Below are 18623 nucleotides of genomic sequence, written 5' to 3' on the forward strand. Positions count from 1 at the left end.
TTTTCGCCCGATTGAGAGGCATTTTCCCGCCTCGAGCGACCGTTCTGAAGCTTCGTTCTTTCACCCATGCCTGTGAATGTCATCGTTACATCACCCATGATGTTCTGTGGATACCCTCGTTACATCACCCAGCGGCCCTTCGTTACATCACCCAGCGACCCCTCAAAAAAGCCTAATGGCGTCAGGGACTTACGGCGGCTATCCACAACCGTAACGCGCGCGCGCGTTTTCTTAACTTATTAATATCTTTAACGCGGCGGTGGGTGAAAAGCACCGCCTCTTGGGGGCTCCGCCCCCGCCGGCTCCTCCGGCCTTCGGCCTCCGCCCGCGCTTTGCGCTCCCACCCGGCATCCCCCAACCTCCAGGGGCTACGCCCCTCGCGCTTCGCGCTCACCCCTTCATCGTGGCCCCCAAAGGGGGCAAAACAGATCCCCCGGCACCACAATCGCTGCAGCCTCAGTGGACGCACTAACTCACAACGGCCCAACTGCTTAGCAAAAAGGGGGCTGGGCAGGTGGCGAGCACAGTCGAGGCAACATGGATCACAGGCTCTGGAGCGCATCCTTTTGACCCGCCTAAGGGGGTAGGGGCTTCGAGGCCGTCTCAGGCCTCCTGCGCGCTTGGAGCCATCGGATTAAAAGTCCGATGCCCCCACTGTTGACCCAAACCCGCGGCCTGGCCCGACTTGGCCGCCCCGACCATCGGGCAGGGGGCATGGGTGATGCGCGGGTTCTCCGCCCTCGGGGCGCTGTCGACGGGAGCGGAATGCCGTGTCCGATAGCGTGGTCCGCCACCGACCCGGACACTCGTCGGATGGTGTCCGGCTAACCCGGTATTTGTCAGAATAGAGTTACATCGCCTGCCATTCGCAGATCGCGGCTTTCCTCATCCGCCTGATCGCCAGGCCGACGGCTCGGCTGTGTGCGCCTGGTGCTCGTGGTTCAGCGGGCTTGAGTCCGAAAAGGCGGCCCATGACGCAGTGACCGCCAATACCGACAGGGCGATCCATCGGGGGACGCGTGCCTTCCAGATCGCCAGAACCCCGAGCGTGGCGGCACTTGCGGTGAGTCCGAGGAAAACGGGATCGTGCATACCTGTCTTGGCCGTGCTTTTTACTGAAGATGGGGGGGAGGGCGATTTTCCCTCGGAAGATGTGGAGCGGATCGCTTGAACAACGGCCGATCGCCTTAGCTGCTTGGTGAGAACAGACGACCTGGATCGTAGACATGTAGCGTCGTTGTAGCTACAATGACGCTGCCTTGCTCCATTTACTCACCACTTCCGGGGCGCGAAATTGAGGGCTATATGCCTCCGCGTCACCCATTCAGGAAACACCATGCAGGCGAATGTCGAACTGAGAAAGCTGAAGTCGGCGGAGGTCCGATCGCGGATCGAACCCGAACTCAAAGAAAAATCTGTCGAAGTGCTCGCTAGCCTGGGTCTGGACCTGAGCGATGCGATCCGACTGTTCCTGCGCAAAGTGGTGGATGAGAAGGGCTTGCCCTTCCTGGTGCGACAGCCCAACGCCACCACGATCGCAGCGATGGTGGAAGCTCGGGCGTCAGCCGGCGAGCGCTTCGAGAAACCTGAAAGTCTTTTCGATGCGCTCGAAAGCGGCTCCCAAGAAAAAGCACGCAAGCCTTCCTAAAACTTCCTCGTACGGCCGGCAGTTTGCCAAGGACTGGACCCGGCTGAGCCACTCCGGCCGGCACGACATGGGCCGGCCGAAGGAGGCAATGCTCCTGCTCCTGGCCAACGACGGTCCGCTGTCGGCGGAGTGGTTGGATCACGAGCTGCAGGGCGAGTGGGCGGATCATCGTGAATGCCACGTCAAGGGCGATCTGCTGCTGATCTACCTGGTCGACGGTGCGCACATCACTTTTGTGCGTCTGGGCACCCACGCGGAGTTGTTCGAATAGCCGAAGAAAAGTCGTACTCATGACGACGCAGCCAAGGGATCTCGAAGATAAAGAATTGCTCAATCGCGCCCATCAATGGCGCTTGTTGGCAATGCGCGGCCACTCCGAGGCGCGGGGCCCCGCCCACGCCCACGAGGTCGAAGTTCGTCGTCGCTTTGCCTCTGACACGACGTTGAGCGCCCCGTTGGAGCCGGCCGCTGCACGCCGCCGTCCGTTCTGGCGCTTTTGGTGAAGTTGGAATTCGAAAGTGACGATGGAAACAAACGCTGGAGATGGTGGGGCCGACGCCCCCGTCAAATCCTTCTCGCATCGAGGGTGGGATGTGCGCATCTATCTCACCAAGGTGTCCCCCGACATCTACGCCGGGCATGTGGATATTTTCGAAGGCGAAACGAGAAGGTGTTGCATCGTCCTGGCCGGCCCCTTGGATGTGTACAGCGCCATCAGCGCTCTTGAGGTCAAGAGCGCTGATTGGGTGGACGACTGGTTGAATCGCCCACACACGGGGAACACCGGGTTCGGCGATCTTTAGAGGGGTAGGGGCGGCGGCAGCCGCGGGGCTCAATGCAGCACTCGGCGCACGCGATCGGCGGCTGATCGCAGTCGCTGCGCCAGGCTGCCATTTGATTTGCTGCTCGCCGTTTCCTCGTCGGGATACCGGCTGGGCTCGAGTTCCTGCCTGCCCTTGTCGGTCACGGCCAGCACTTGAGCGGAGTGTTCAGGTCCAGCCAGCAACTGGGTGCCGGTCCGCGCGGGCACGAATGCAATCACCAGGCCGGCGGCGCGGAGCAGCCGGACTTGGTCGATTTCGTCGGGCGACCGGAAAGACTTCGGCAGAGGTGAAGACGCAATCTCTTTCAAAAGGTCGAGGGCCATTTCAATCTCCCTGTCAGAGGGAAAGGCTAGACGGAACGGGCCACCGGCATCGAGGACCACACCCTAAGGATGAGGCGCCGAAGCATCCTCTACCAGCGCCGGCAGACCGTCACCGTGCAGCGTACGACACCCGGATGAACCCCGCATGACGCAGCGCGATAGACACCTTAGCTCTCGTCCCACGCGTCGATCGGCCATCCGGGTAGTGCTTGCACAGCACGCTATCGATGAGGCCAACGGATGGCAGGCCGACCATGGAGATCCGTCTACCTGATCCTCTTTGCGATCTCTTTGCGGTATTCCTCGTCGACTTCCATGCGCATCGAGTTTTCCAAAACCTTTTTTGACCACTCCAGCACGCTGGGCGAGATGGGGGGGCCCTCTGAAGGCGCTTCTTCCTGCAGGTTCGGCTTTTCGTCTTCATTAACCATGCGGTGCTCCAGATGCTGAAGAAGTAGGGGAAGGCTGAGGCGCCGGCAAACCGAAGACTGCCCGATCGGCGGGGCGCGTCAGGAATCCATCCAGCCCTTCGAGGACTTTCTGACTGCTTTTCGCATCGCGCTCCATGCGATCGAGCAAGTAGGCGCCCAACAAGATTTTCTTCTTGTTGTCGAGGCGGCGCTTCTCTTTTCCGTCCTCGGCCTTCTTCCTGGCGTCCGCTCTGGCTTTGAGAGCCTTGAGCTCCGCCAGCTTCTTTTCCGCCTGCTCCAGTCGTTCCTCTAGCTTCAGCGCCATCTTTGCCATCCCGTAGTGAGTGAAGTATGATACCGCACGTCTCGAACGAAGGGAGAGCGCACTTATACGTTTCTCTGCGAGAAACAAGTGCGGCCCTTCGGGCAATACCAAATACCGAACCCCAACCCCGCGCGCCATGGCCAGCTACCACTGCACCGCCACTATCGGCGGTGCAGGTGCGTCCGCTGGCCACGCCGATTACATCGGCCGCGACGGCAAGCACAAGAAAAAGCCGGGCGACGACGACCTGGAGGCCGCCGGCCACGGCAACCTGCCCTCATGGGCAAGAACGCCTCGCTCGTTCTGGCAGGCTGCCGACGAGTTCGAGCGCGTCAACGGCAGCACCTATCGCGAGCTCGTGGTCGCGTTGCCGCGCGAACTCACGCCGCTGCAACGGTGCGACCTCGTCGAGGATTTCATCCGCCAGGAGCTGGGCGGCAAGCATGCCTTCCAGTGGGGCATCCACAACCCCAAGGCCTCGCTCGAAGGCGGCGAGCAGCCCCATGCCCACATCATGTATTCCGAGCGCATCTTGGACGGCGTCGAGCGGCCGCGGGAGCAATTTTTCAAACGCTACAACGGCAAGGATCCAGCGAAGGGCGGCTGCAAGAAAGCCAGCGGCGGCAAAACCAAGGACGAGAACGTTGCGGCCTTGCTGGTGACGCGCGAACGTTGGGCGCGGGTGCAGAACGAACATCTCGCTCGGCACTCGCATGACGCTCGCGTTGATCATCGCAGCCTGAAAAACCAGGGGATCGAACGGGAGCCAGAGCGGCATCTTGGCCAGGCGCAGATCCAGACCCAGTCCGAGGCTGTCGATCGCGTCTTGGCCGCTCGTGCCGATCGCACGTTGGCGGCGACGCTCAAGACCGCGATCGACGCGGCGCAGCGTCGGTTGACCAGGCTGCATGCGGTGGCGCGTGCAGTGCTGGAAAAGGCGGCCCGCAAGGTTGCGCCGCGGGTGCCGGAGGTCGTCAAGGCGGCAGGGCCTGACCAGGTCGACGAGTTGGCGGATTTTCTACAGATGCGGAGCGCGCGTTTGCTCGAAGTGGTCAAGAGCGGGGAGCGGCTTGAGGCGTCGAGCAAGGAAACTTCCCAACGGGAAATTGCACGAGCCGAAAGCCTGCGCAAACAGATCGAAGCCATGCAGCTGCCTGGCCTGCTTTCCAGCAAGGCGACGAAGCAGCGGCACGGCGACCGGGTGGCCAAGATCATGAGCCAGGGGCAAGCAGCGGTCGACGCCGATCGGGCGGCCCAGAAGGCGGCGGCGCAGGGGCGCGCCATGCAATCGAAGCCTCTTGTTTTCGCCGACGCCGCGATCGAGCGAGATCACCCCGGCTTGGTCGCGCGGATGCTACCCCTGGCCCAGGATCCGAAGCTCGTCGAGCTGGCCAGGCAGCGGCTGGAGGAGCGGCGGCAGAGCGCGCAATCGACGTGGAAGCTGAATGAGGATCTGAAGGCCTTCAAGACGCACGCTCTCAGGCGCGAAATGAAGTTCCATGGGTACGGAGATCAGGGCCCCGCCTGGCAAGCGTTGCCGGTGATGCTGCGCGACAAGATCGAAGCATTTAACCGCTTGGGCAAAGAGGCGCGGCCCGTCGCCCTGGAACGCCTGCGGCAGGCCTTGGTGCAAGATCCTGCAGAAGCTCAAAAGCTGGCTGTACAGCTGCAAGCAGCCAAGGGCAAAGCGCCTGGCATGAGCCGGTAGGCTGCAACAACAGCCCTGGAATCGCCGTATAGAGACTGGCGCTCCTTTAAGTCCAGCCGTTGCGCCGCACATAGGCCAAATTCAGGGCGTGCAGCTTCGTTTCCAGTGTGCTCACCTTGAGTTGCTCGCCACGCCGCACACGCTTCATGAGAGCTTCCCAATCTTCCCTGGCCAAGTCGTATTCAGTAACACCGGCGAGCGGCGCATCGCTGGCGATGTCACCAGGCCCGGTCAGCACCTCGGCATCGGGCGCGGCCTCTTCCTGCAATCCGATCAGCGACGCGAAGTACGCGCTTTCTGAGATCTTCGTCAGCAACGTGCCCCGCCTCCAGAAGCGGAACTCGGCCCCCACTGGCAGCTCGGAAAATGTCATTCCGCACCCTTCCAGACCACTACCGACTCGGCAGCCCCAAGGGCTTGGTCCCCGGCCTCGTGCCGCAGGATCGCGCAGAGCGCCTCGAGCTCGTCAAGCGCCCACTCGCCGTTGAGCCACGCTCGTCCGCCCTGTGTCGGACTGGTGCGGGTGAGGGTGCCGTGGGTGGTCCCAGAAAGGATGGCTTTGGCCTGCGTGAGGGTGATGCCAATGGAGGCGTCGGTCACGGCGCGCGCCAGGAGAGGCATGGCCAGAAGGTCGGGCACAAGCGTCGAGCGCACACTGTTCCGTTCCGAAACACATTCCGGCAGTAGATGCACGGCAGCCGCAGCCTCTTTCATGATCTGGGCCATCTCCGTCAAGTCCTGGCGCCGCAGCGTTTTTCTCGGCATTGGCGACTCAAGCGGCCCGCTTTTTCGTGGCGGTTGACGCCCCTGCCTTGCGATTCTGTCCAGCTTCGCATCTCGTGAGGTTCGGTGAGGGCGCTGCGCTTGCGGTCCTGTCCTTTCTTCTTCCGGTCGTCTGCCATGAAGGGGCCTCCAGTGGGATCTGCATCGGTCTTCGAGACTCGCGTCGACCTACCAGGTGAGAGCTCGGAAATTTTCGCAAATGGCTGACAGAAAAACGCTTACCCCGTTGGGGGTGCTTGCAACCCACGTGCCCTTGTAGGGCACGTTCGGATTCGATCATAAGAAGCACAGCATTCACACTGCTGAAGACAGCGTCGCCAATGAAGATTGGTGCCCGGACCGGGGGTCGAACCCGAAGCAGCGGGTTGTAAGTCCGATGTGTCTACTGGTACGAGGGGGCATGAGGGTTCGAACTCCTCCGGTTCCGCCAGTCCCAGCCGAGGGATGACACAAAACTGGGCTAGACGGATTTGCAATCCGTCTAGCGGCCGCTTCGCTATCTCGCCAGGAGCGCTGCGTACAGCCGTTATGGGCCAGGCCCTAAGCCGACCGTCATCTCGCCGCCTATCCTGTATCAGGAGCAGGCTCTGGCGTCAGGCAAGACATAGCCCCGATTCAGGACTGATTGCCCAGGCCTGTAGACCCTCATCAGAAAGTTCCAGCCATCGCTCACGTCCAGCCTGTTGGGCACCACTCCACAGGCTTCACGCGACCCGTAGTGCGCGGTGAACGTTCCGTCCTTGTTCAGCTTCACGTTGGTCCCGTTGAGAATGCTGTTCGGGCTTTTCATGTACCCGTCGTCGCCGTAGACGGTGATGGACCAGAACGCCTTGTTCTCGGGCACGCTGTAGGTGGCGCAGTGACAGCCGGTGGCCGGTAGCTTGCCGTTGTAGTTGATGTAGACGGCATCCTTGTTCGGGAACAGGCCCCAGGCGCCGGCCGCCGCCAGGTGGCGGATGCTGTCGTCGGCCACGCCCCTCGGGCCCATGAAGCCATCCGGGTACATGTCGTACTTCGCGAACTCGGTGTTGTACTGAGTCGTGAGATCAGCCAGCGACTTCGCATCCCACGTGGGTTCGGGAAAAGGATCGGCGCTCCCGGCTCTAATCACGAACTGGTCTTGCAACCGGTTGACCTCGGCCACGTCCCGCGGATCGTCCGGGCGAAGCAGCTGGATGCGAAGCAACAACGCGAGGAATTTCGTGTCGCGGGGCAGCGTGTGCGTTCCAGGCTTGTAGATCACACCGGGGCTGTAGTGGTCGTTGTCGATCAGCAGCACCGAGAAGTAGCGTCCGGCTGCGATCCTGGGCACGGTGAGGGTCGCCCCCTTCGACGTATCGACCACGGCGGCGGCGTAAAGGGTGTCCTTGTTCATCCGGACCACCGACTGCTTGTCGAGCGGCGTGGGCGTGCGAATGAAATAGAAGCGGTTCACGCCACCCGCCAACTTGTAGAAGTTGAAGAAGCTGCGGTCGGTCTCGGCGCGCACGTACGTCTCGCGCGTCACAACCGTGCTGGGGGCGGACGCCACCTGGGCGTGTGCCGCTGCACCCGCCACGAGAACCAGGAGGATTGCCGCGGTCTTGCGCCCTGTGAAAGTGCGGTTCATGGCTATCTCGCCGAAGCTTCCTGAATCGCCGGAGCGCTCCATCTTCCGGACAACACCTCGGGCTTCGGCAGGTAAAGACGAAGCACCACGTACATCGGCCCGTTCGGCGCGGGAAGCCAGTTCGCCTCCTTCCCGGTGCCCGGTGAGGTGTGCTGGAGATAAAGCGTGATCCCGCCGTCATCGTTGCGCTGGAACTGCGGCAGCATCGCGGTATTGACCAGGTAGCGATCGATCGGGTTGTCGATCAAGAAGCGTGTCTTGCCGTCGTACATGGTCACTGACCAGAAGGCGTTGACTGGCGGCAACTGGTCCTTGCCAAAGGTGATGCGGTAGTCGTGCTTGCCCGAGTCGAGTTGCTGACCGCCGTTGTCCAACTGGTACACCGGATACAGGGCTTCCTCGGACGAATTGCCGTACAGGCCCAGCTTCGCGCCGAGCGCGCGCTCGAGGTACTTTCCCTGCAACTCCTTGTGCGTGCCGAAGAGCCCCTTGGAACTCGTGGCCTTCAATGCAGAAGCCTCCAGCGCTTTGACGCCGTCCAGTCGACCCTGCTCGATGGCTTGCAGGATCGGCTCGGGCAACCGGGGCGGCCACGGCGCACCGGGCGCAACCCCGATCGCTGCGAAGCTCTGTCGTATCGCCTTCTCGTCGGCGTAGGGTGGGCAAAAGCGCAGCAGGAAGTTGGCGTAGCGAAAGACCTCGGGTTCAATCTGTGCCCGGGTGATGGGCGGATAGTCGACGGCGGGTGCCGGGTCAGGTGGCTTGCTACCGGTGAAAGTGCTCAGTGGCACGACCTTGTAGCCCGCCTGGATCTTCTTTACCGCTTCCAGGTCGTCCGGGTTTTTCAACTGGGTGCGGAACTGAGAGAACATCAGCGCCGTGTCGCTGCGCACTATGCGCTTCACGCCGGCGGGCAACTTGCCTTTCCATACCGGCCCGGCAATCAAATAGTTGCCGCCGCCATTGCCGTCGCGCCTGGTGCCGAGATAGTCGGTGTTGTGTGAATACAGGTCGACCAGCTGCAAGGAGTAATAGCGGTCCTTCTCGACAGGTGGCATGGTGACCACCAGCGGCTCAGCGCGGAGGTCCATGATGAGGTATGAGTACGGGGTGTCGGAGTTCGGCGTGACGATGCTGGTGTCCTTGGGTCCGAACACGCGTGGCACGTTGCTGATCTGGTTCATCGGGCCCTTGTACTGATCGCTCTTCGTGTCGATCGCGAGCTGATAGATGCTGCTGTAGTTCTCGACCAGGGGGTAGGCATACAAGAAGGCCTGCTTCGCGACTTCGCGCGCTTGAGCGGGGCTCAATGGCTTGGCTGGTTGCGCGATCGCCATCGAGCTAGCAAGGCCGACGAGCAAACCGAGCAATGACACGACGCGACGGCACGCGGTGGTCTTCGTCATGGCGTATCACTTCGGGAAGAGGAAGGTGACGACAAGCCGCACGCCCAGATCGCGTGGGCCGCTCTCCGCGCTTTCAGCCCAGTAGCGCAGCCCGCCCCCGATGCTGACCGGCTGCTCCCCGAACTTCATCAGTTTGGTGACCAGGAGGTTGATGGGCACCTGCCATTGCTTGTTCTTCCAGTCGTAGGTGGATTCGGTATTGAGCGAGTAGGTCCAAGCGTCCTTGGTCGTGTACGCAAGAAACGGCTGCAGGAAGGTGCTGCTGACATTCGGCCGCGTGCTCACCCCTCCGCCGCCCCAGATGTGGTTCGCCAGCAGGCCGTAGGTCCACGGTCCGTCCTGTTTGAGAACGACGCCTGTTGGGCCGGCGCCCCATTTGCGGGCGCTCAGCTCCGGCTCGGTCCCGGTCGGCAGCAGGAACACGGGACCGATTCCCCAAATCAAGCCACCAGCGGTCGGCTCCTTGGGCGAAAAGAAGAGGCTCTGCGTGATGTCTCCGAGGCCGCTCTGGTTCGATCCGGGCACCACGTTGTGCTGGCTGACGATCGGCACGATCGTGCGGCTGATCACATTCCAGTCGGCATTCAACGTGATCGGGACCACGGGCTGAAAGTTCAGGTAGTTTTTGTGCCCGTCGTCAGGCCCGATGTGATGGTCGTAGTTGTATTGCAGGGGCACGCTGATGAGCGCGGCGACAGGGTTGGAGAGCTTCTTGGCCAAGTCCGCGTCGCTCTGTGCGTACGCAACGAGGGGTGCCAGCGCGACGGTGGCAATCAGTGCGCGACTAGACGGCAAACGAGCCTGCCGAGACTGCCAGGGCGGTGCGCCACCGGTGAGCGGACAAGCTAAGCATTGATTTGCCATCACGCGCCTTTCACTTCAAAAGAGCGAGCTTCCTCAAGCGGCGAATTCTCGATGCCCCCGTGCCGAGATGTGTAGGAAAACGGCTTGTCGCACCGTCACTCAATCTGGGGTGCCGCGCGATTGGTGCGAGCGACAGCCTTGGCTGATTCCGGGCAAGTGGGGCGCTTCCACGGCGCTCCTGCCAGCGTCGGTTTGCGACGGGATGCGGACAAACCAAGGGCGCGAAGGGGCGACTGCTCTTGCCGACTGTAGCCTGTCGGCTACCAGGCGCTCGGGGCCCGTTGTGGACACTCGACGTCGTCTCGTGAATATCTGCTTCGGAACATTGCAGCCGTTCCCGTGCTGAGCCCCGACTAGCTCCATCGGGCATAGGCTGAAAGTCGAGAGCACACGTCCGCGCTGCTGTGCTTGACCGGTCACACGCTCCATCTACGTCCGAGATGAGCCGTCGTCAATTGGACAAAAGGGAAGGTGCCCAAGCCCAGGTTCTGTAATAAAACGTCAACTTCGCATTGGTCAGGCTAAAAAATGGACGCCACCATGAAGTTGAGATTCATCGCCGCCAGCATCACCGCCCTCACGATGCTGGCTGCGTGCCAGCAGACCAAACCACCTTCCGTGGCAGCGGCAGCTTCGCCAACCCCGTCCATCGCGACGCCGAGCACAGCGGAGGTGCAGCAGATCGCAGAAGACGCCTACATCTACGGCTACTCGCTGATCACGACAGAGGTCACGCGGGTCCAGATGAGCAACGTCGCGCAGGTCGAAGCACTTCGGGCACCGTCCAACACGTTCTTCAACGTTAAGCGCTATCCGCCGGGCAACTATCGAGGCGTCTCGGCCCCGAACGCCGATACGCTCTATTCCGTCGCCTGGATGGACCTCGGCAAGGAGCCTCTGGTTTTCTCGCATCCGGACATGGGCAAACGGTTCTTCCTGTTACCCATGTACAGCCTCTGGATGCCGGTTGTGGACGTCCCGGGTAGCCGCACCACTGGAGAGAAAGCGGGCAACTTCCTGATCAGCGGCCCGGGATGGAACGGCCCAGTTCCTTCCGGCATGAAGCACATCAAGTCGCCGACCCGCTACATGGTGATCCTCGGCCGCACCTACGCCGATGGCTCCCCCGCGGACTACAAGGCCGTGAACGCCTTGCAGGACCAGTACAAGCTGGTGCCACTCTCCTCCTTCGGGAAGCCGTACACGTATGTGGCGCCGCCATTCGATCCCAACCCCGGGTTCAGCATGACCGACAAACCGCAGCAGGTCATCGAGGCGATGGGCAGCACTGGGTACTTCAACATGCTGGCGAAGCTGATGGGCTCATCGGCACCTGCACAGCCGGAAGATGCAGCAATCGTGGCAAGGATGGCCAAGATCGGCATCGAACCTGGCAAGCCCTTCACATCGAGCAACGCCGTTCCCCAGCCGGTGCTGGATGCCGCAGTGAAGAGCGCACTCGCGAAAATCTATGCTGGGCAGGTTACCGGCACGATCATCAACGGCTGGGAGGTTCCCGGGGCGGCTGGCGCCTATGGGACTAACTACCTGGGGCGCGCCAAGATCGCGGCGTTCGGCTGGCCCGCGAACCTGTCACAGGACGCCGTCTATCCGACCGCGAAGATCGACAGCACAGGCGCGAAGTTCAATGGTGCCAACAAGTACACCATGACCTTCAAAAAGGGGGAAACGCCGCCGGTGAACGGTTTCTGGTCGATCACGATGTACATCGATGACGGTGGCTGGTGGTTCAATCCGAACCCGCTGAACAAGTTCACGGTCAGCATGCGCAACAAGCCGAAGTTCAACAAGGACGGCTCGCTCACCCTGTACTTCCAGAACCAGTCTCCGGGAAAGGCCAAGGAGGCGAACTGGCTGCCGGCGCCGAAGGGTGACTTCCTGCTCACGATGCGCATGTACTGGCCGAATCCGAACCCGCCATCCATCCTTCCGCCAGGATCGGGTACGTGGGCCCCGCCCGCCGTGGTGAAGGCTTCCTAAACCCAAGATCGTTCGATTCGGCCGGCTGCCGGTGAACCTGCAGGCACCGGCCTACCACCATGTCGAGCGGCTCGACAACTCGTCGCGAGTGTCGTTGCGGCTGCAAGCGCAGCCCATGTTCCCCAAGTGACGGGCAAGCGTTGAACCGTCCGCCCACCTCCACCCCCGAATCCGCGCAAAGGAAGCCTCATGTCGCCATCACTGGAACAATCTGGACGCCAACCCTGGCATGCTGTGGCCATTGTCGCCGCCGTGATTGCTTTGGCGGCCGGCTGCGCAAGCAAGAACGATCCCATTACCAAGGCTGCCACCATGGACAAAGCCGCCGGCATCGCCGCACCCAACATCGCCGAGACGAAGGCCATCGCCGAGGAAGCGTTCATCTACGGCCTGCCTATCGTCATGAACTATGCGGTGATGAACGAATACGCGGTGGACAAGGGCGGACCGCAGTTCAAGGCGCCGTTCAATCAGATCAAGAACGAGCCGCGCGTCTACACCTACCAGGACACTGCCGTCATCACGCCCAACAGCGATACGCCTTATTCACTGTTGTGGCTTGACCTGCGGGCCGAGCCGATGGTGCTCTCGGTGCCGGCGGTGGAGAAGAAGCGGTACTACGCGGTCATGCTGAACGACGGCAACACCTACAACTTCGGCTACATCGGCAGCCGCGCCACCGGCAATGGGCCGGGAACGTACATGGTCGTGGGCCCGGACTGGAAGGGTGTGACGCCGGCGGGCGTCCGCAAGGTCTTCACTTCCACCACACCTTTCGCACTGGCCGCTTATCGCACGCAGCTCTTCGATGCCAAGGACATGCCCAACGTGGTGAAGGTGCAGTCGGGCTACAAGGTTCAGCCGCTCTCGGCGTTCCTCGGCAGGCCGGCACCGCCCGCCGCGCCTGCGATCAGTTTCCTGCCGGCCACCACCGAAGGCATCAAGAAAAACTACTTCGAGTATCTGGACGCTGCGCTTCAGTTTGTGCCGACCTCCGCCGAAGACCGCGATGTGCGCGCCCGGATCGCCCGTATCGGTATCGGCCCGGGCAAATCCTTCGAGCTCAAGGACCTGTCGCTCGAACACAAGGCGGCGGTTCTGCTTGGCATGAAGGACGGCGACGAGAAGGTGGACAAGTGGCTGGCCAGCGGGCTGAAGAACGTCAATGGCTGGAACATCGGTTCCTTCTTCGGCGACCGCAACTTCTACAAGCAGGACTGGCTGATGCGCGCAGGCGCGGCCAAGGGCGGCATCTATGGCAATGATGCGGTGGAAGCCGCCTATCCGCTGACGCGCGTTGACGAGAAGGGGCAGCCGCTCGACGGCAGCAAGCACAGCTACACGCTGACCTTCCCGGCGGGCCAGACGCCGCCGGTGAACGCGTTCTGGTCGGTCACAATGTACGACGGCAAGACCCAGCTGCTGATCAAGAACCCGATCAACCGCTATCTCATCAATTCGCCGATGGTTGGCGCGATGAAGAAGAACCGCGATGGCTCGCTGACGATCTACATCCAGAAGGAATCGCCTGGCAAGGCCCTCGAAGCCAACTGGCTGCCGGCACCCGATGGACCGATCTATCTGGCGATGCGCCTTTACTGGCCAAAGGACACGCCGCCTTCGATCCTGCCAGCTGGCGAAGGTACCTGGAAGCCGCCGGGGATCGTCGCCTCGAAGTAAGTCGCACCGGGACGCGCCTGTAAGTTTGGAGCGGCAGAACCGGCGTTCAGACCGTTCTGCCCCGGAGCAGAACGACTGGTTTCGATCCCGTAGCAGTACTCGCGCTGGTGCGAGGGATGACTGCAAGTGGCCGCACGCGAAAGTTGGCAGCACGCCGGCTAGCGGCCGGCGACCAAGCTACTTGTTCTCTTGAAAAGCGCCTTTAAAGGAAAATTGGCGGTCCGTGACGAACTTCCGCTTTGGCCGCTAGGAGCCGTTAGGCTGTCGGCGAGAGTGCGGGGAACCAAAGCCGCCTAGGGACCTCGACTCAAAGCCTAGAATTTGCGCTTGGTAGCCGGCTTGTGGTCGCCTTTGTCGCCTTGTCCCTTGGCGGGCACAGTCTTCGATTTATGCGCTTTGTCATCAGGCTGAGCCCGTGACACCTTGTCCCCCTCCGCGAGGGTTCCATCGGGGTTGCGACGCTGATAGCGAGAGTCGCCTTTGTGCGGCGTGATGAGTTCGCGTGGGCTGGATGCCGACTTCTTGGACGTAGCCATTGACTCTGCTCCTTGGCCGCGATCACGGCGCGTAGGCAGCGTATCAGAACCGGCTAATTGTCTAAATGCGAATCCGCTCCACCTCGTCAAGCGAGACCTGGTCCTGTCGCCGGTCATAGAGCCCGGTCGTGCGCGCGCTCTCATGGTTGGCCATCTGCTGGGCCACCTCGAGTTTTCCTCCGTTGCGCAGGTACTCGGTGATGCCGGTGGCGCGGAAGGAGTGACACCCGATCTTGGTATCGACCGAGGCGGCCGCAGCGCGGCGACCGATCATCCGGTAAACGTCGGCCTGGCTCATCGGCAACGCGGAAAGCCCCCCTCCCCGCCCCTTAGCCGACCGAAACAGGAATGCCTTTTTTTCCTCGCCCAGCCCCGCGCCATTTAAATACGCATGTACGTACTCGTCGAGGTGGTGGTGGCAGGGCATTTCATGCACCTTGCCGCCCTTCTCGTGCAGGCGCACCCAGGTGCGTCGGCCCTGCACATAGACGTCCTCGACCTTCATGCCGATCGCCGCACCGACCCGGGCGAAGGTGTAGACCATCAAGGCGATCAACGCCCGATCGCGCAAGCCTGTCGGTGTGGTGATGTCGATCGCGTCCAGCATGGCCCTCGCCTCTTCGGCGGTCAGCACGGGCGTTTTTCCCTTGCGCACCGAGTGACGCGGGCCGCGCACCGAGCTCGCCGGGTTCAAAGGGATCACCTGGCCGACCACGAGCCAGTCGAACAGAACGCGCAGCGCCGCCAGATGCTGTTTGACGGAAGGCGCCGAGAGCCGCGCCTGCAGCTGCTCGACGTAGGCCGCCACATGGACCGGGCCGATGCTGGCCAGGTCCTGCAGGCCGTGTTCGCCGCACCAGGTGGCGAAGCCGGCGACAGCGCGCGCATACGCCTTGCGCGTGTTCGGGTTGCGGATGTTGGCGGTGAAGAACTCCAGCGTGCGCTGGGCCGCGGCAGGTGTCGGCGTGAACAGCGCCGGCAGGCCAGCCAACTCGAGGGTGGTCGAAACCGCCCTCCCCGCCTTCAGGGGTTCTGGTTCCAGACTCTCAAGAATCACGGAGTCCAACGCCACCTCGCTCGTTGGCCCACTTCATCGCGAGCTCTTTGGCGCGTTCAAGTGCGTCGCGTGGGGCATCGAATTTCTCAGCGTCGAGCACCAAGGTGCGGATTTGGTCGTCGGGCGGTGCCTTGTAGCGCACGGTGGCCTGGAAGGCGCCGGAGGGCAGCTGCTCGGAAGTGCCAGCCCTGGTAGTCGAGGGTCTCCATCTCGTCTATCTTGGCCTTGCGATCGAACGTCTTCATTCATGAATGATAACGTCCTTTATCAATCTTGAAACCAAGGGGGGGACGGACCGGGATCGGGGCTCTACTTGGTTGCAGAGCCCCGATTTGGCTAGACGCGCGTAAGTTGTAGCTCGCCGCCCGGTGTCTCGAACGAGTTCTCGTCGTTCTTGTTGAGATGGCGCCCGTCCATCAAATACTCTTTCAGTCCCGGGATTGGGGCTTCGTGGCGACCATCAAGCGTCGTGATATGCATGAAGTCGGTGCGTTCCGTCACGACGCGACTAACCCCATGCTGATCCAGGGCAGCAAAGCGTGCGGTGATGCGGCTCTCCTTACGCGTGCTCATTGGCCGAGCCCTCTATAGCCATACAGCGCCTGAGCGAGCAGGTTATTCATCGGAGGGAGTTCGGGCAGGCTCAACAGGTTGTTCACACCGGTAAGGTCAGGGACAGTGCGCAAGTAAGCACCGCCGCTGAGCAATCCCCCCTCGATGCGCTCTACGAGGACTAGGACGCCGCCACGCCGAACAAAGTACTGCGTACCCTGCCGCGTTGCGGCGATCGCTTGGTCCAAGGTAAGGCGCCAGAGAACCGTCGAGCCGGACATTGCCCCGATCTCGCGGATGCGGTCGTGGATGTCGTGACGATCTGGCTTTGTGATGTGGGTGATTTCGATCATGGGTCTATTGGCTTTCTGCACAAAGGCATGTAACAAGCCAGCTAGAACTCCGAGATGGAATTAACATCAAGACTGTTCAGGATCGATGCAAATCGCTCTCAGACCCCTCCCGAGCCGACAACGGTAAGGGCGCGAAGCCAAGGCCTAGACTCCTTGGCTTTTGCGTTTCTGAGCACACTATATCTGGGGTCTCCCTTATCTACATGGCACTAGATATGGGGTTTTTGACGTTTTTGGAATAAACCGCAACGTTTCAAGTAACACTGTGTAAATACCCAGTGATTTTGGGCTAGAGACCGTTCTGGAACGGGTTTCTAGGCAACCAGCCCAGCCCGCCTCCCGCATCTCTTTGGCTAATCATAAATACGTATTTGCGTGTTAAAGTAAGAGCGTAACGGAGGAGTAACGTAGATGCGTACACTTGTTTTGGCAAGTCAGAAAGGCGGGGTTGGCAAGACCACCCTTGCAGGGCACCTTGGCGTGATGGCAGAACGGCAGAACGCTGGGCCTGTTGCTTTGATCGATACCGATCCTCAGGGAAGTCTGTCGAGCTGGTGGAATGAGCGCCAGGCCGAAACCCCCCTCTTCGCTTCTGTCGACATCGGTAACTTGGCAAGCCATCTTCGGCAACTGGCAAAAGCTGGCGTTAAGTTGGCGATCATCGACACGCCCCCCGCGGTGACGGAGACGATTCGCCAGGTGTTAGCTGTCGCTGACTTGGTTCTAATTCCCACCAGGCCGAGCCCGCACGATCTGAGGGCCGTAGGCTCAACCGTGGACCTGGTTGAGCAGGCTGGTAAGCGCATGGTGTTCGTGGTCAACGGCGCGGCGCCGCGCGCGAAGATCACGGGAGAGGCTGCAGTTGCACTTTCTCAGCATGGAACGGTGGCGCCTGTGACGCTGTTTCAGCGCACCGACTTTGCCGCTTCCATGATTGATGGACGAACTGTCCAAGAGATTGATGCAGGGAGTCGGTCCGCTGAGGAGGTGGAAAAACTATGGAATTACGTATTTACGCAACTACAAAAATAGTTGAAAATACGTATCAACGCATCTACGCAGAAGCTCATGTCCAAAACCGCAAGTCTTACCTCCGGCCTCGTGGCCAAGAAGGGGCAGGCGATGCCTGCCTTGACGCCTCCTCCTTCTAACGTCACGGTGCGCGTTGACTCCAAAGCCTCTACCCCCGCAGCGGACTACTACAAGGCCTTGACCGTCAAGCTTGACCGCGAGCGCTATGAGACCTTGAAAAACGCCGGCGTAAAGCTCGACAAGAAGAGCCAAGAGATCTTTGTTGAAGCGCTGGATCTGTGGCTCAAGCAGGCCGCGATGCAACCTGCTTAAGGCATCTGATGCGACCCACAGCCGGCCTTGCCGAAGCGAAGACGGATCTGATCCTGGACCTTGAGGTACCAAAGGAGAGCCAAGCCGACGCGCTGCCTGCCGAGGTAAATGGTGATGCCTCAAAAGGCAAGCGCGGCTTGCTGCCTGTGCACCATCCGAATCGGGATTTTTTCCTGTGTGATCTGTTTGACTATGCGTTGAAGGATGACGGTGTGAGCATGGAAGCTCCCATCTTCACGCTTGCAACCAAGCCGGATTTGTCCGTCTGGCACTGGGAGAGCCAGGATGGCAGCCGCGCGATCACCGTCACTCCCTCGGTCCTTGGCCGGGCTACGCAGTTCGATAAGGATTTACTTATTTACGTAGTTAGCCAGATGACTGAAGCCTTGAACCGAGGACGTCTGGACGCCAACAGCCGGACCGTTCGTTTCCGCGTTTTCGATTACCTCGTTTCCACGAACAAGCTCACTGGGGGCAAAGAGTACCAACGGCTCCAGGATGCGTTGGAGCGCCTTCGAGGCACGTCGATCAAGACGAACATCAAGACCGGCGGCCAGCACGTAAAAGAGGGGTTCGGCATCGTCGACAGCTGGAAAATCATCGAGAAGACCCCCGATGACGATCGCATGATCGCTGTAGAGGTCAGCCTGTCGAAGTGGCTCTTCAACGCCGTCCAGGCCCATGAAGTACTAACGATCAACCCCGATTATTTTCGGCTTCGGAAGCCGATCGAGCGACGTCTGTACGAGCTGGCGCGCAAGCACTGCGGCAACCAGGCGCAGTTTGCGATCGGAGTAGCACTGCTCCAGGAGAAGTGCGGAAGCAAGTCGGCGCTCTTTGAGTTTCGGCGCGTTTTGCGCGAGATCATCAAGACGGATACCTTGCCCGACTATCGAATTGTCTTGGACGATGACAGGGACCAGGTCACCTTTCACAGCCGTGTCCGCGGTGATCGTTCGTAAGACGGAGTTCCACAGCATCGCCGGTGGGCGTGGTCGTCGTTACATCACCCATGAATGCCACGCTTCCAACTTGAGTGAAAGCCGGGCTGGCCAGGGGAGGGCGCTGACAACACATATCGGTTGTCAGTTTTCGCCCGATTGAGAGGCATTTTCCCGCCTCGAGCGACCGTTCTGAAGCTTCGTTCTTTCACCCATGCCTGTGAATGTCATCGTTACATCACCCATGATGTTCTGTGGA

Annotated in this window: 23 protein-coding genes; 10 read left to right on the forward strand and 13 right to left on the reverse strand. The window is 61.0% G+C overall.

Translation table 11 applies throughout. The features are described 5' to 3' along the window. Positions 1-1336 precede the first annotated feature (1336 nt). From QTI33_RS34685 to QTI33_RS34700, 4 genes are read left to right on the forward strand one after another with little or no spacing between them, the layout of a single operon-like run. Positions 1337-1648, forward strand: coding sequence for a type II toxin-antitoxin system RelB/DinJ family antitoxin (locus tag QTI33_RS34685; protein WP_286511218.1), 312 nt, complete (start codon positions 1337-1339; stop codon positions 1646-1648). Further along, positions 1602-1919, forward strand: a complete 318-nt coding sequence (locus QTI33_RS34690; RefSeq protein ID WP_286511220.1) for a type II toxin-antitoxin system YafQ family toxin — start codon at positions 1602-1604, stop codon at positions 1917-1919. The genes QTI33_RS34685 and QTI33_RS34690 overlap by 47 nt, the downstream gene beginning before the upstream one ends. Before the next feature lie 19 nt (positions 1920-1938). Next, a complete protein-coding gene (locus QTI33_RS34695; protein WP_286511224.1) occupies positions 1939-2151 on the forward strand; it encodes a hypothetical protein in 213 nt (70 codons plus the stop codon). Positions 2152-2172: 21 nt separating this feature from the next. Further along, positions 2173-2451: a hypothetical protein gene (locus tag QTI33_RS34700; RefSeq protein WP_286511226.1), complete on the forward strand. Its 279-nt coding sequence runs from the start codon at positions 2173-2175 to the stop codon at positions 2449-2451. Between the two features lie 29 nt (positions 2452-2480). Here QTI33_RS34700 and QTI33_RS34705 read toward each other — a convergent pair whose 3' ends face one another. The 3 genes from QTI33_RS34705 to QTI33_RS34715 form a co-directional block, all read right to left on the reverse strand. Then, positions 2481-2795: a hypothetical protein gene (locus QTI33_RS34705; RefSeq protein ID WP_286511228.1), complete on the reverse strand. Its 315-nt coding sequence runs from the start codon at positions 2793-2795 to the stop codon at positions 2481-2483. A gap of 266 nt (positions 2796-3061) precedes the next feature. Next, a complete protein-coding gene (locus tag QTI33_RS34710; protein WP_286511231.1) occupies positions 3062-3226 on the reverse strand; it encodes a hypothetical protein in 165 nt (54 codons plus the stop codon). Next, positions 3219-3530: a DUF8583 domain-containing protein gene (locus QTI33_RS34715; protein ID WP_286511233.1), complete on the reverse strand. Its 312-nt coding sequence runs from the start codon at positions 3528-3530 to the stop codon at positions 3219-3221. Before QTI33_RS34715 ends, QTI33_RS34710 begins: the two co-directional genes overlap by 8 nt. A gap of 136 nt (positions 3531-3666) precedes the next feature. Between QTI33_RS34715 and QTI33_RS34720 the strand changes: the two genes are divergently transcribed. After that, the gene (locus QTI33_RS34720) at positions 3667-5238 is read left to right on the forward strand and encodes a MobA/MobL family protein (protein WP_286511236.1); all 1572 of its coding nucleotides are present in this window, start codon (positions 3667-3669) and stop codon (positions 5236-5238) included. A 46-nt stretch (positions 5239-5284) separates the two neighbouring features. Here the strand turns inward: QTI33_RS34720 and QTI33_RS34725 are convergent, their stop codons facing one another. From QTI33_RS34725 to QTI33_RS34750, 6 genes are all read right to left on the reverse strand, one after another. Further along, positions 5285-5611: a hypothetical protein gene (locus tag QTI33_RS34725; RefSeq protein ID WP_286511239.1), complete on the reverse strand. Its 327-nt coding sequence runs from the start codon at positions 5609-5611 to the stop codon at positions 5285-5287. Then, positions 5608-5964, reverse strand: coding sequence for a hypothetical protein (locus QTI33_RS34730; RefSeq protein ID WP_286511241.1), 357 nt, complete (start codon positions 5962-5964; stop codon positions 5608-5610). Before QTI33_RS34730 ends, QTI33_RS34725 begins: the two co-directional genes overlap by 4 nt. Positions 5965-5969: 5 nt before the next feature. Then, positions 5970-6140 carry a hypothetical protein gene (locus QTI33_RS34735; protein WP_286511244.1) on the reverse strand — a complete coding sequence of 57 codons (171 nt, stop codon included), beginning with the start codon at positions 6138-6140 and terminating at the stop codon, positions 5970-5972. Positions 6141-6595: 455 nt separating this feature from the next. Further along, a complete protein-coding gene (locus tag QTI33_RS34740; protein WP_286511247.1) occupies positions 6596-7630 on the reverse strand; it encodes a DUF1254 domain-containing protein in 1035 nt (344 codons plus the stop codon). 2 nt (positions 7631-7632) lie between these two features. Then, complete coding sequence (locus tag QTI33_RS34745; RefSeq protein WP_286511249.1) at positions 7633-9036, reverse strand: DUF1254 domain-containing protein; 1404 nt, start codon at positions 9034-9036, stop codon at positions 7633-7635. Between the two features lie 6 nt (positions 9037-9042). Then, positions 9043-9756, reverse strand: coding sequence for a transporter (locus QTI33_RS34750; RefSeq protein ID WP_286511252.1), 714 nt, complete (start codon positions 9754-9756; stop codon positions 9043-9045). Between the two features lie 672 nt (positions 9757-10428). Here QTI33_RS34750 and QTI33_RS34755 point away from each other — a divergent pair. Together QTI33_RS34755 and QTI33_RS34760 are read left to right on the forward strand one after the other, a co-directional pair. Beyond that, entirely contained in the window at positions 10429-11901 is a 1473-nt protein-coding gene (locus QTI33_RS34755) for a DUF1254 domain-containing protein (protein ID WP_286511254.1), read from the forward strand. A gap of 189 nt (positions 11902-12090) precedes the next feature. Next, positions 12091-13581: a DUF1254 domain-containing protein gene (locus QTI33_RS34760; RefSeq protein WP_286511256.1), complete on the forward strand. Its 1491-nt coding sequence runs from the start codon at positions 12091-12093 to the stop codon at positions 13579-13581. A 314-nt stretch (positions 13582-13895) separates the two neighbouring features. Here QTI33_RS34760 and QTI33_RS34765 read toward each other — a convergent pair whose 3' ends face one another. The 4 genes from QTI33_RS34765 to QTI33_RS34780 form a co-directional block, all read right to left on the reverse strand. Beyond that, a complete protein-coding gene (locus QTI33_RS34765) occupies positions 13896-14117 on the reverse strand; it encodes a hypothetical protein (RefSeq protein ID WP_286511258.1) in 222 nt (73 codons plus the stop codon). A 61-nt stretch (positions 14118-14178) separates the two neighbouring features. Further along, on the reverse strand, positions 14179-15174 hold the full coding sequence (locus tag QTI33_RS34770) for a tyrosine-type recombinase/integrase (protein WP_286511270.1): 996 nt from the start codon (positions 15172-15174) through the stop codon (positions 14179-14181). Positions 15175-15510: 336 nt separating this feature from the next. Further along, positions 15511-15747, reverse strand: a complete 237-nt coding sequence (locus QTI33_RS34775; protein ID WP_286511260.1) for a hypothetical protein — start codon at positions 15745-15747, stop codon at positions 15511-15513. Beyond that, positions 15744-16079, reverse strand: a complete 336-nt coding sequence (locus tag QTI33_RS34780; RefSeq protein ID WP_286511262.1) for a DUF3892 domain-containing protein — start codon at positions 16077-16079, stop codon at positions 15744-15746. Before QTI33_RS34780 ends, QTI33_RS34775 begins: the two co-directional genes overlap by 4 nt. A 411-nt stretch (positions 16080-16490) precedes the next feature. Here QTI33_RS34780 and QTI33_RS34785 point away from each other — a divergent pair, with 411 nt between their 5' ends. Genes QTI33_RS34785 through QTI33_RS34795 form a run of 3 tightly spaced genes read left to right on the forward strand, consistent with a single transcriptional unit; the run spans position 16491 to position 18385 of the window. After that, complete coding sequence (locus QTI33_RS34785; RefSeq protein ID WP_286511264.1) at positions 16491-17111, forward strand: AAA family ATPase; 621 nt, start codon at positions 16491-16493, stop codon at positions 17109-17111. Between the two features lie 36 nt (positions 17112-17147). Continuing rightward, positions 17148-17423 (forward strand): hypothetical protein, encoded by a 276-nt coding sequence (locus QTI33_RS34790; RefSeq protein WP_286511267.1) that lies wholly within the window; start codon positions 17148-17150, stop codon positions 17421-17423. Positions 17424-17431: 8 nt separating this feature from the next. Then, positions 17432-18385, forward strand: coding sequence for a replication initiator protein A (locus QTI33_RS34795; RefSeq protein ID WP_286511269.1), 954 nt, complete (start codon positions 17432-17434; stop codon positions 18383-18385). Positions 18386-18623 lie beyond the last annotated feature (238 nt).

This window comes from Variovorax davisae (assembly GCF_030316845.1).
In the GTDB taxonomy this organism is placed as follows: Bacteria; Pseudomonadota; Gammaproteobacteria; order Burkholderiales; family Burkholderiaceae_C; genus Variovorax; species Variovorax davisae.

Excerpts from the sequence above, each read along its gene's own strand:
- QTI33_RS34780 (WP_286511262.1), bottom strand. The coding sequence starts at position 16,079 with ATGATCGAAATCACCCACATCACAAAGCCAGATCGTCACGACATCCAC.
- QTI33_RS34790 (WP_286511267.1), top strand. The coding sequence starts at position 17,148 with ATGTCCAAAACCGCAAGTCTTACCTCCGGCCTCGTGGCCAAGAAGGGG.
- QTI33_RS34685 (WP_286511218.1), top strand. The coding sequence starts at position 1,337 with ATGCAGGCGAATGTCGAACTGAGAAAGCTGAAGTCGGCGGAGGTCCGA.
- QTI33_RS34795 (WP_286511269.1), top strand. The coding sequence starts at position 17,432 with ATGCGACCCACAGCCGGCCTTGCCGAAGCGAAGACGGATCTGATCCTG.
- QTI33_RS34775 (WP_286511260.1), bottom strand. The coding sequence starts at position 15,747 with ATGAGCACGCGTAAGGAGAGCCGCATCACCGCACGCTTTGCTGCCCTG.
- QTI33_RS34700 (WP_286511226.1), top strand. The coding sequence starts at position 2,173 with ATGGAAACAAACGCTGGAGATGGTGGGGCCGACGCCCCCGTCAAATCC.
- QTI33_RS34735 (WP_286511244.1), bottom strand. The coding sequence starts at position 6,140 with ATGGCAGACGACCGGAAGAAGAAAGGACAGGACCGCAAGCGCAGCGCC.
- QTI33_RS34745 (WP_286511249.1), bottom strand. The coding sequence starts at position 9,036 with ATGACGAAGACCACCGCGTGCCGTCGCGTCGTGTCATTGCTCGGTTTG.
- QTI33_RS34690 (WP_286511220.1), top strand. The coding sequence starts at position 1,602 with ATGCGCTCGAAAGCGGCTCCCAAGAAAAAGCACGCAAGCCTTCCTAAA.
- QTI33_RS34730 (WP_286511241.1), bottom strand. The coding sequence starts at position 5,964 with ATGGCCCAGATCATGAAAGAGGCTGCGGCTGCCGTGCATCTACTGCCG.
- QTI33_RS34715 (WP_286511233.1), bottom strand. The coding sequence starts at position 3,530 with ATGGCGCTGAAGCTAGAGGAACGACTGGAGCAGGCGGAAAAGAAGCTG.
- QTI33_RS34725 (WP_286511239.1), bottom strand. The coding sequence starts at position 5,611 with ATGACATTTTCCGAGCTGCCAGTGGGGGCCGAGTTCCGCTTCTGGAGG.
- QTI33_RS34695 (WP_286511224.1), top strand. The coding sequence starts at position 1,939 with ATGACGACGCAGCCAAGGGATCTCGAAGATAAAGAATTGCTCAATCGC.
- QTI33_RS34765 (WP_286511258.1), bottom strand. The coding sequence starts at position 14,117 with ATGGCTACGTCCAAGAAGTCGGCATCCAGCCCACGCGAACTCATCACG.
- QTI33_RS34710 (WP_286511231.1), bottom strand. The coding sequence starts at position 3,226 with ATGGTTAATGAAGACGAAAAGCCGAACCTGCAGGAAGAAGCGCCTTCA.
- QTI33_RS34760 (WP_286511256.1), top strand. The coding sequence starts at position 12,091 with ATGTCGCCATCACTGGAACAATCTGGACGCCAACCCTGGCATGCTGTG.
- QTI33_RS34720 (WP_286511236.1), top strand. The coding sequence starts at position 3,667 with ATGGCCAGCTACCACTGCACCGCCACTATCGGCGGTGCAGGTGCGTCC.
- QTI33_RS34740 (WP_286511247.1), bottom strand. The coding sequence starts at position 7,630 with ATGAACCGCACTTTCACAGGGCGCAAGACCGCGGCAATCCTCCTGGTT.
- QTI33_RS34705 (WP_286511228.1), bottom strand. The coding sequence starts at position 2,795 with ATGGCCCTCGACCTTTTGAAAGAGATTGCGTCTTCACCTCTGCCGAAG.
- QTI33_RS34755 (WP_286511254.1), top strand. The coding sequence starts at position 10,429 with ATGGACGCCACCATGAAGTTGAGATTCATCGCCGCCAGCATCACCGCC.
- QTI33_RS34785 (WP_286511264.1), top strand. The coding sequence starts at position 16,491 with ATGCGTACACTTGTTTTGGCAAGTCAGAAAGGCGGGGTTGGCAAGACC.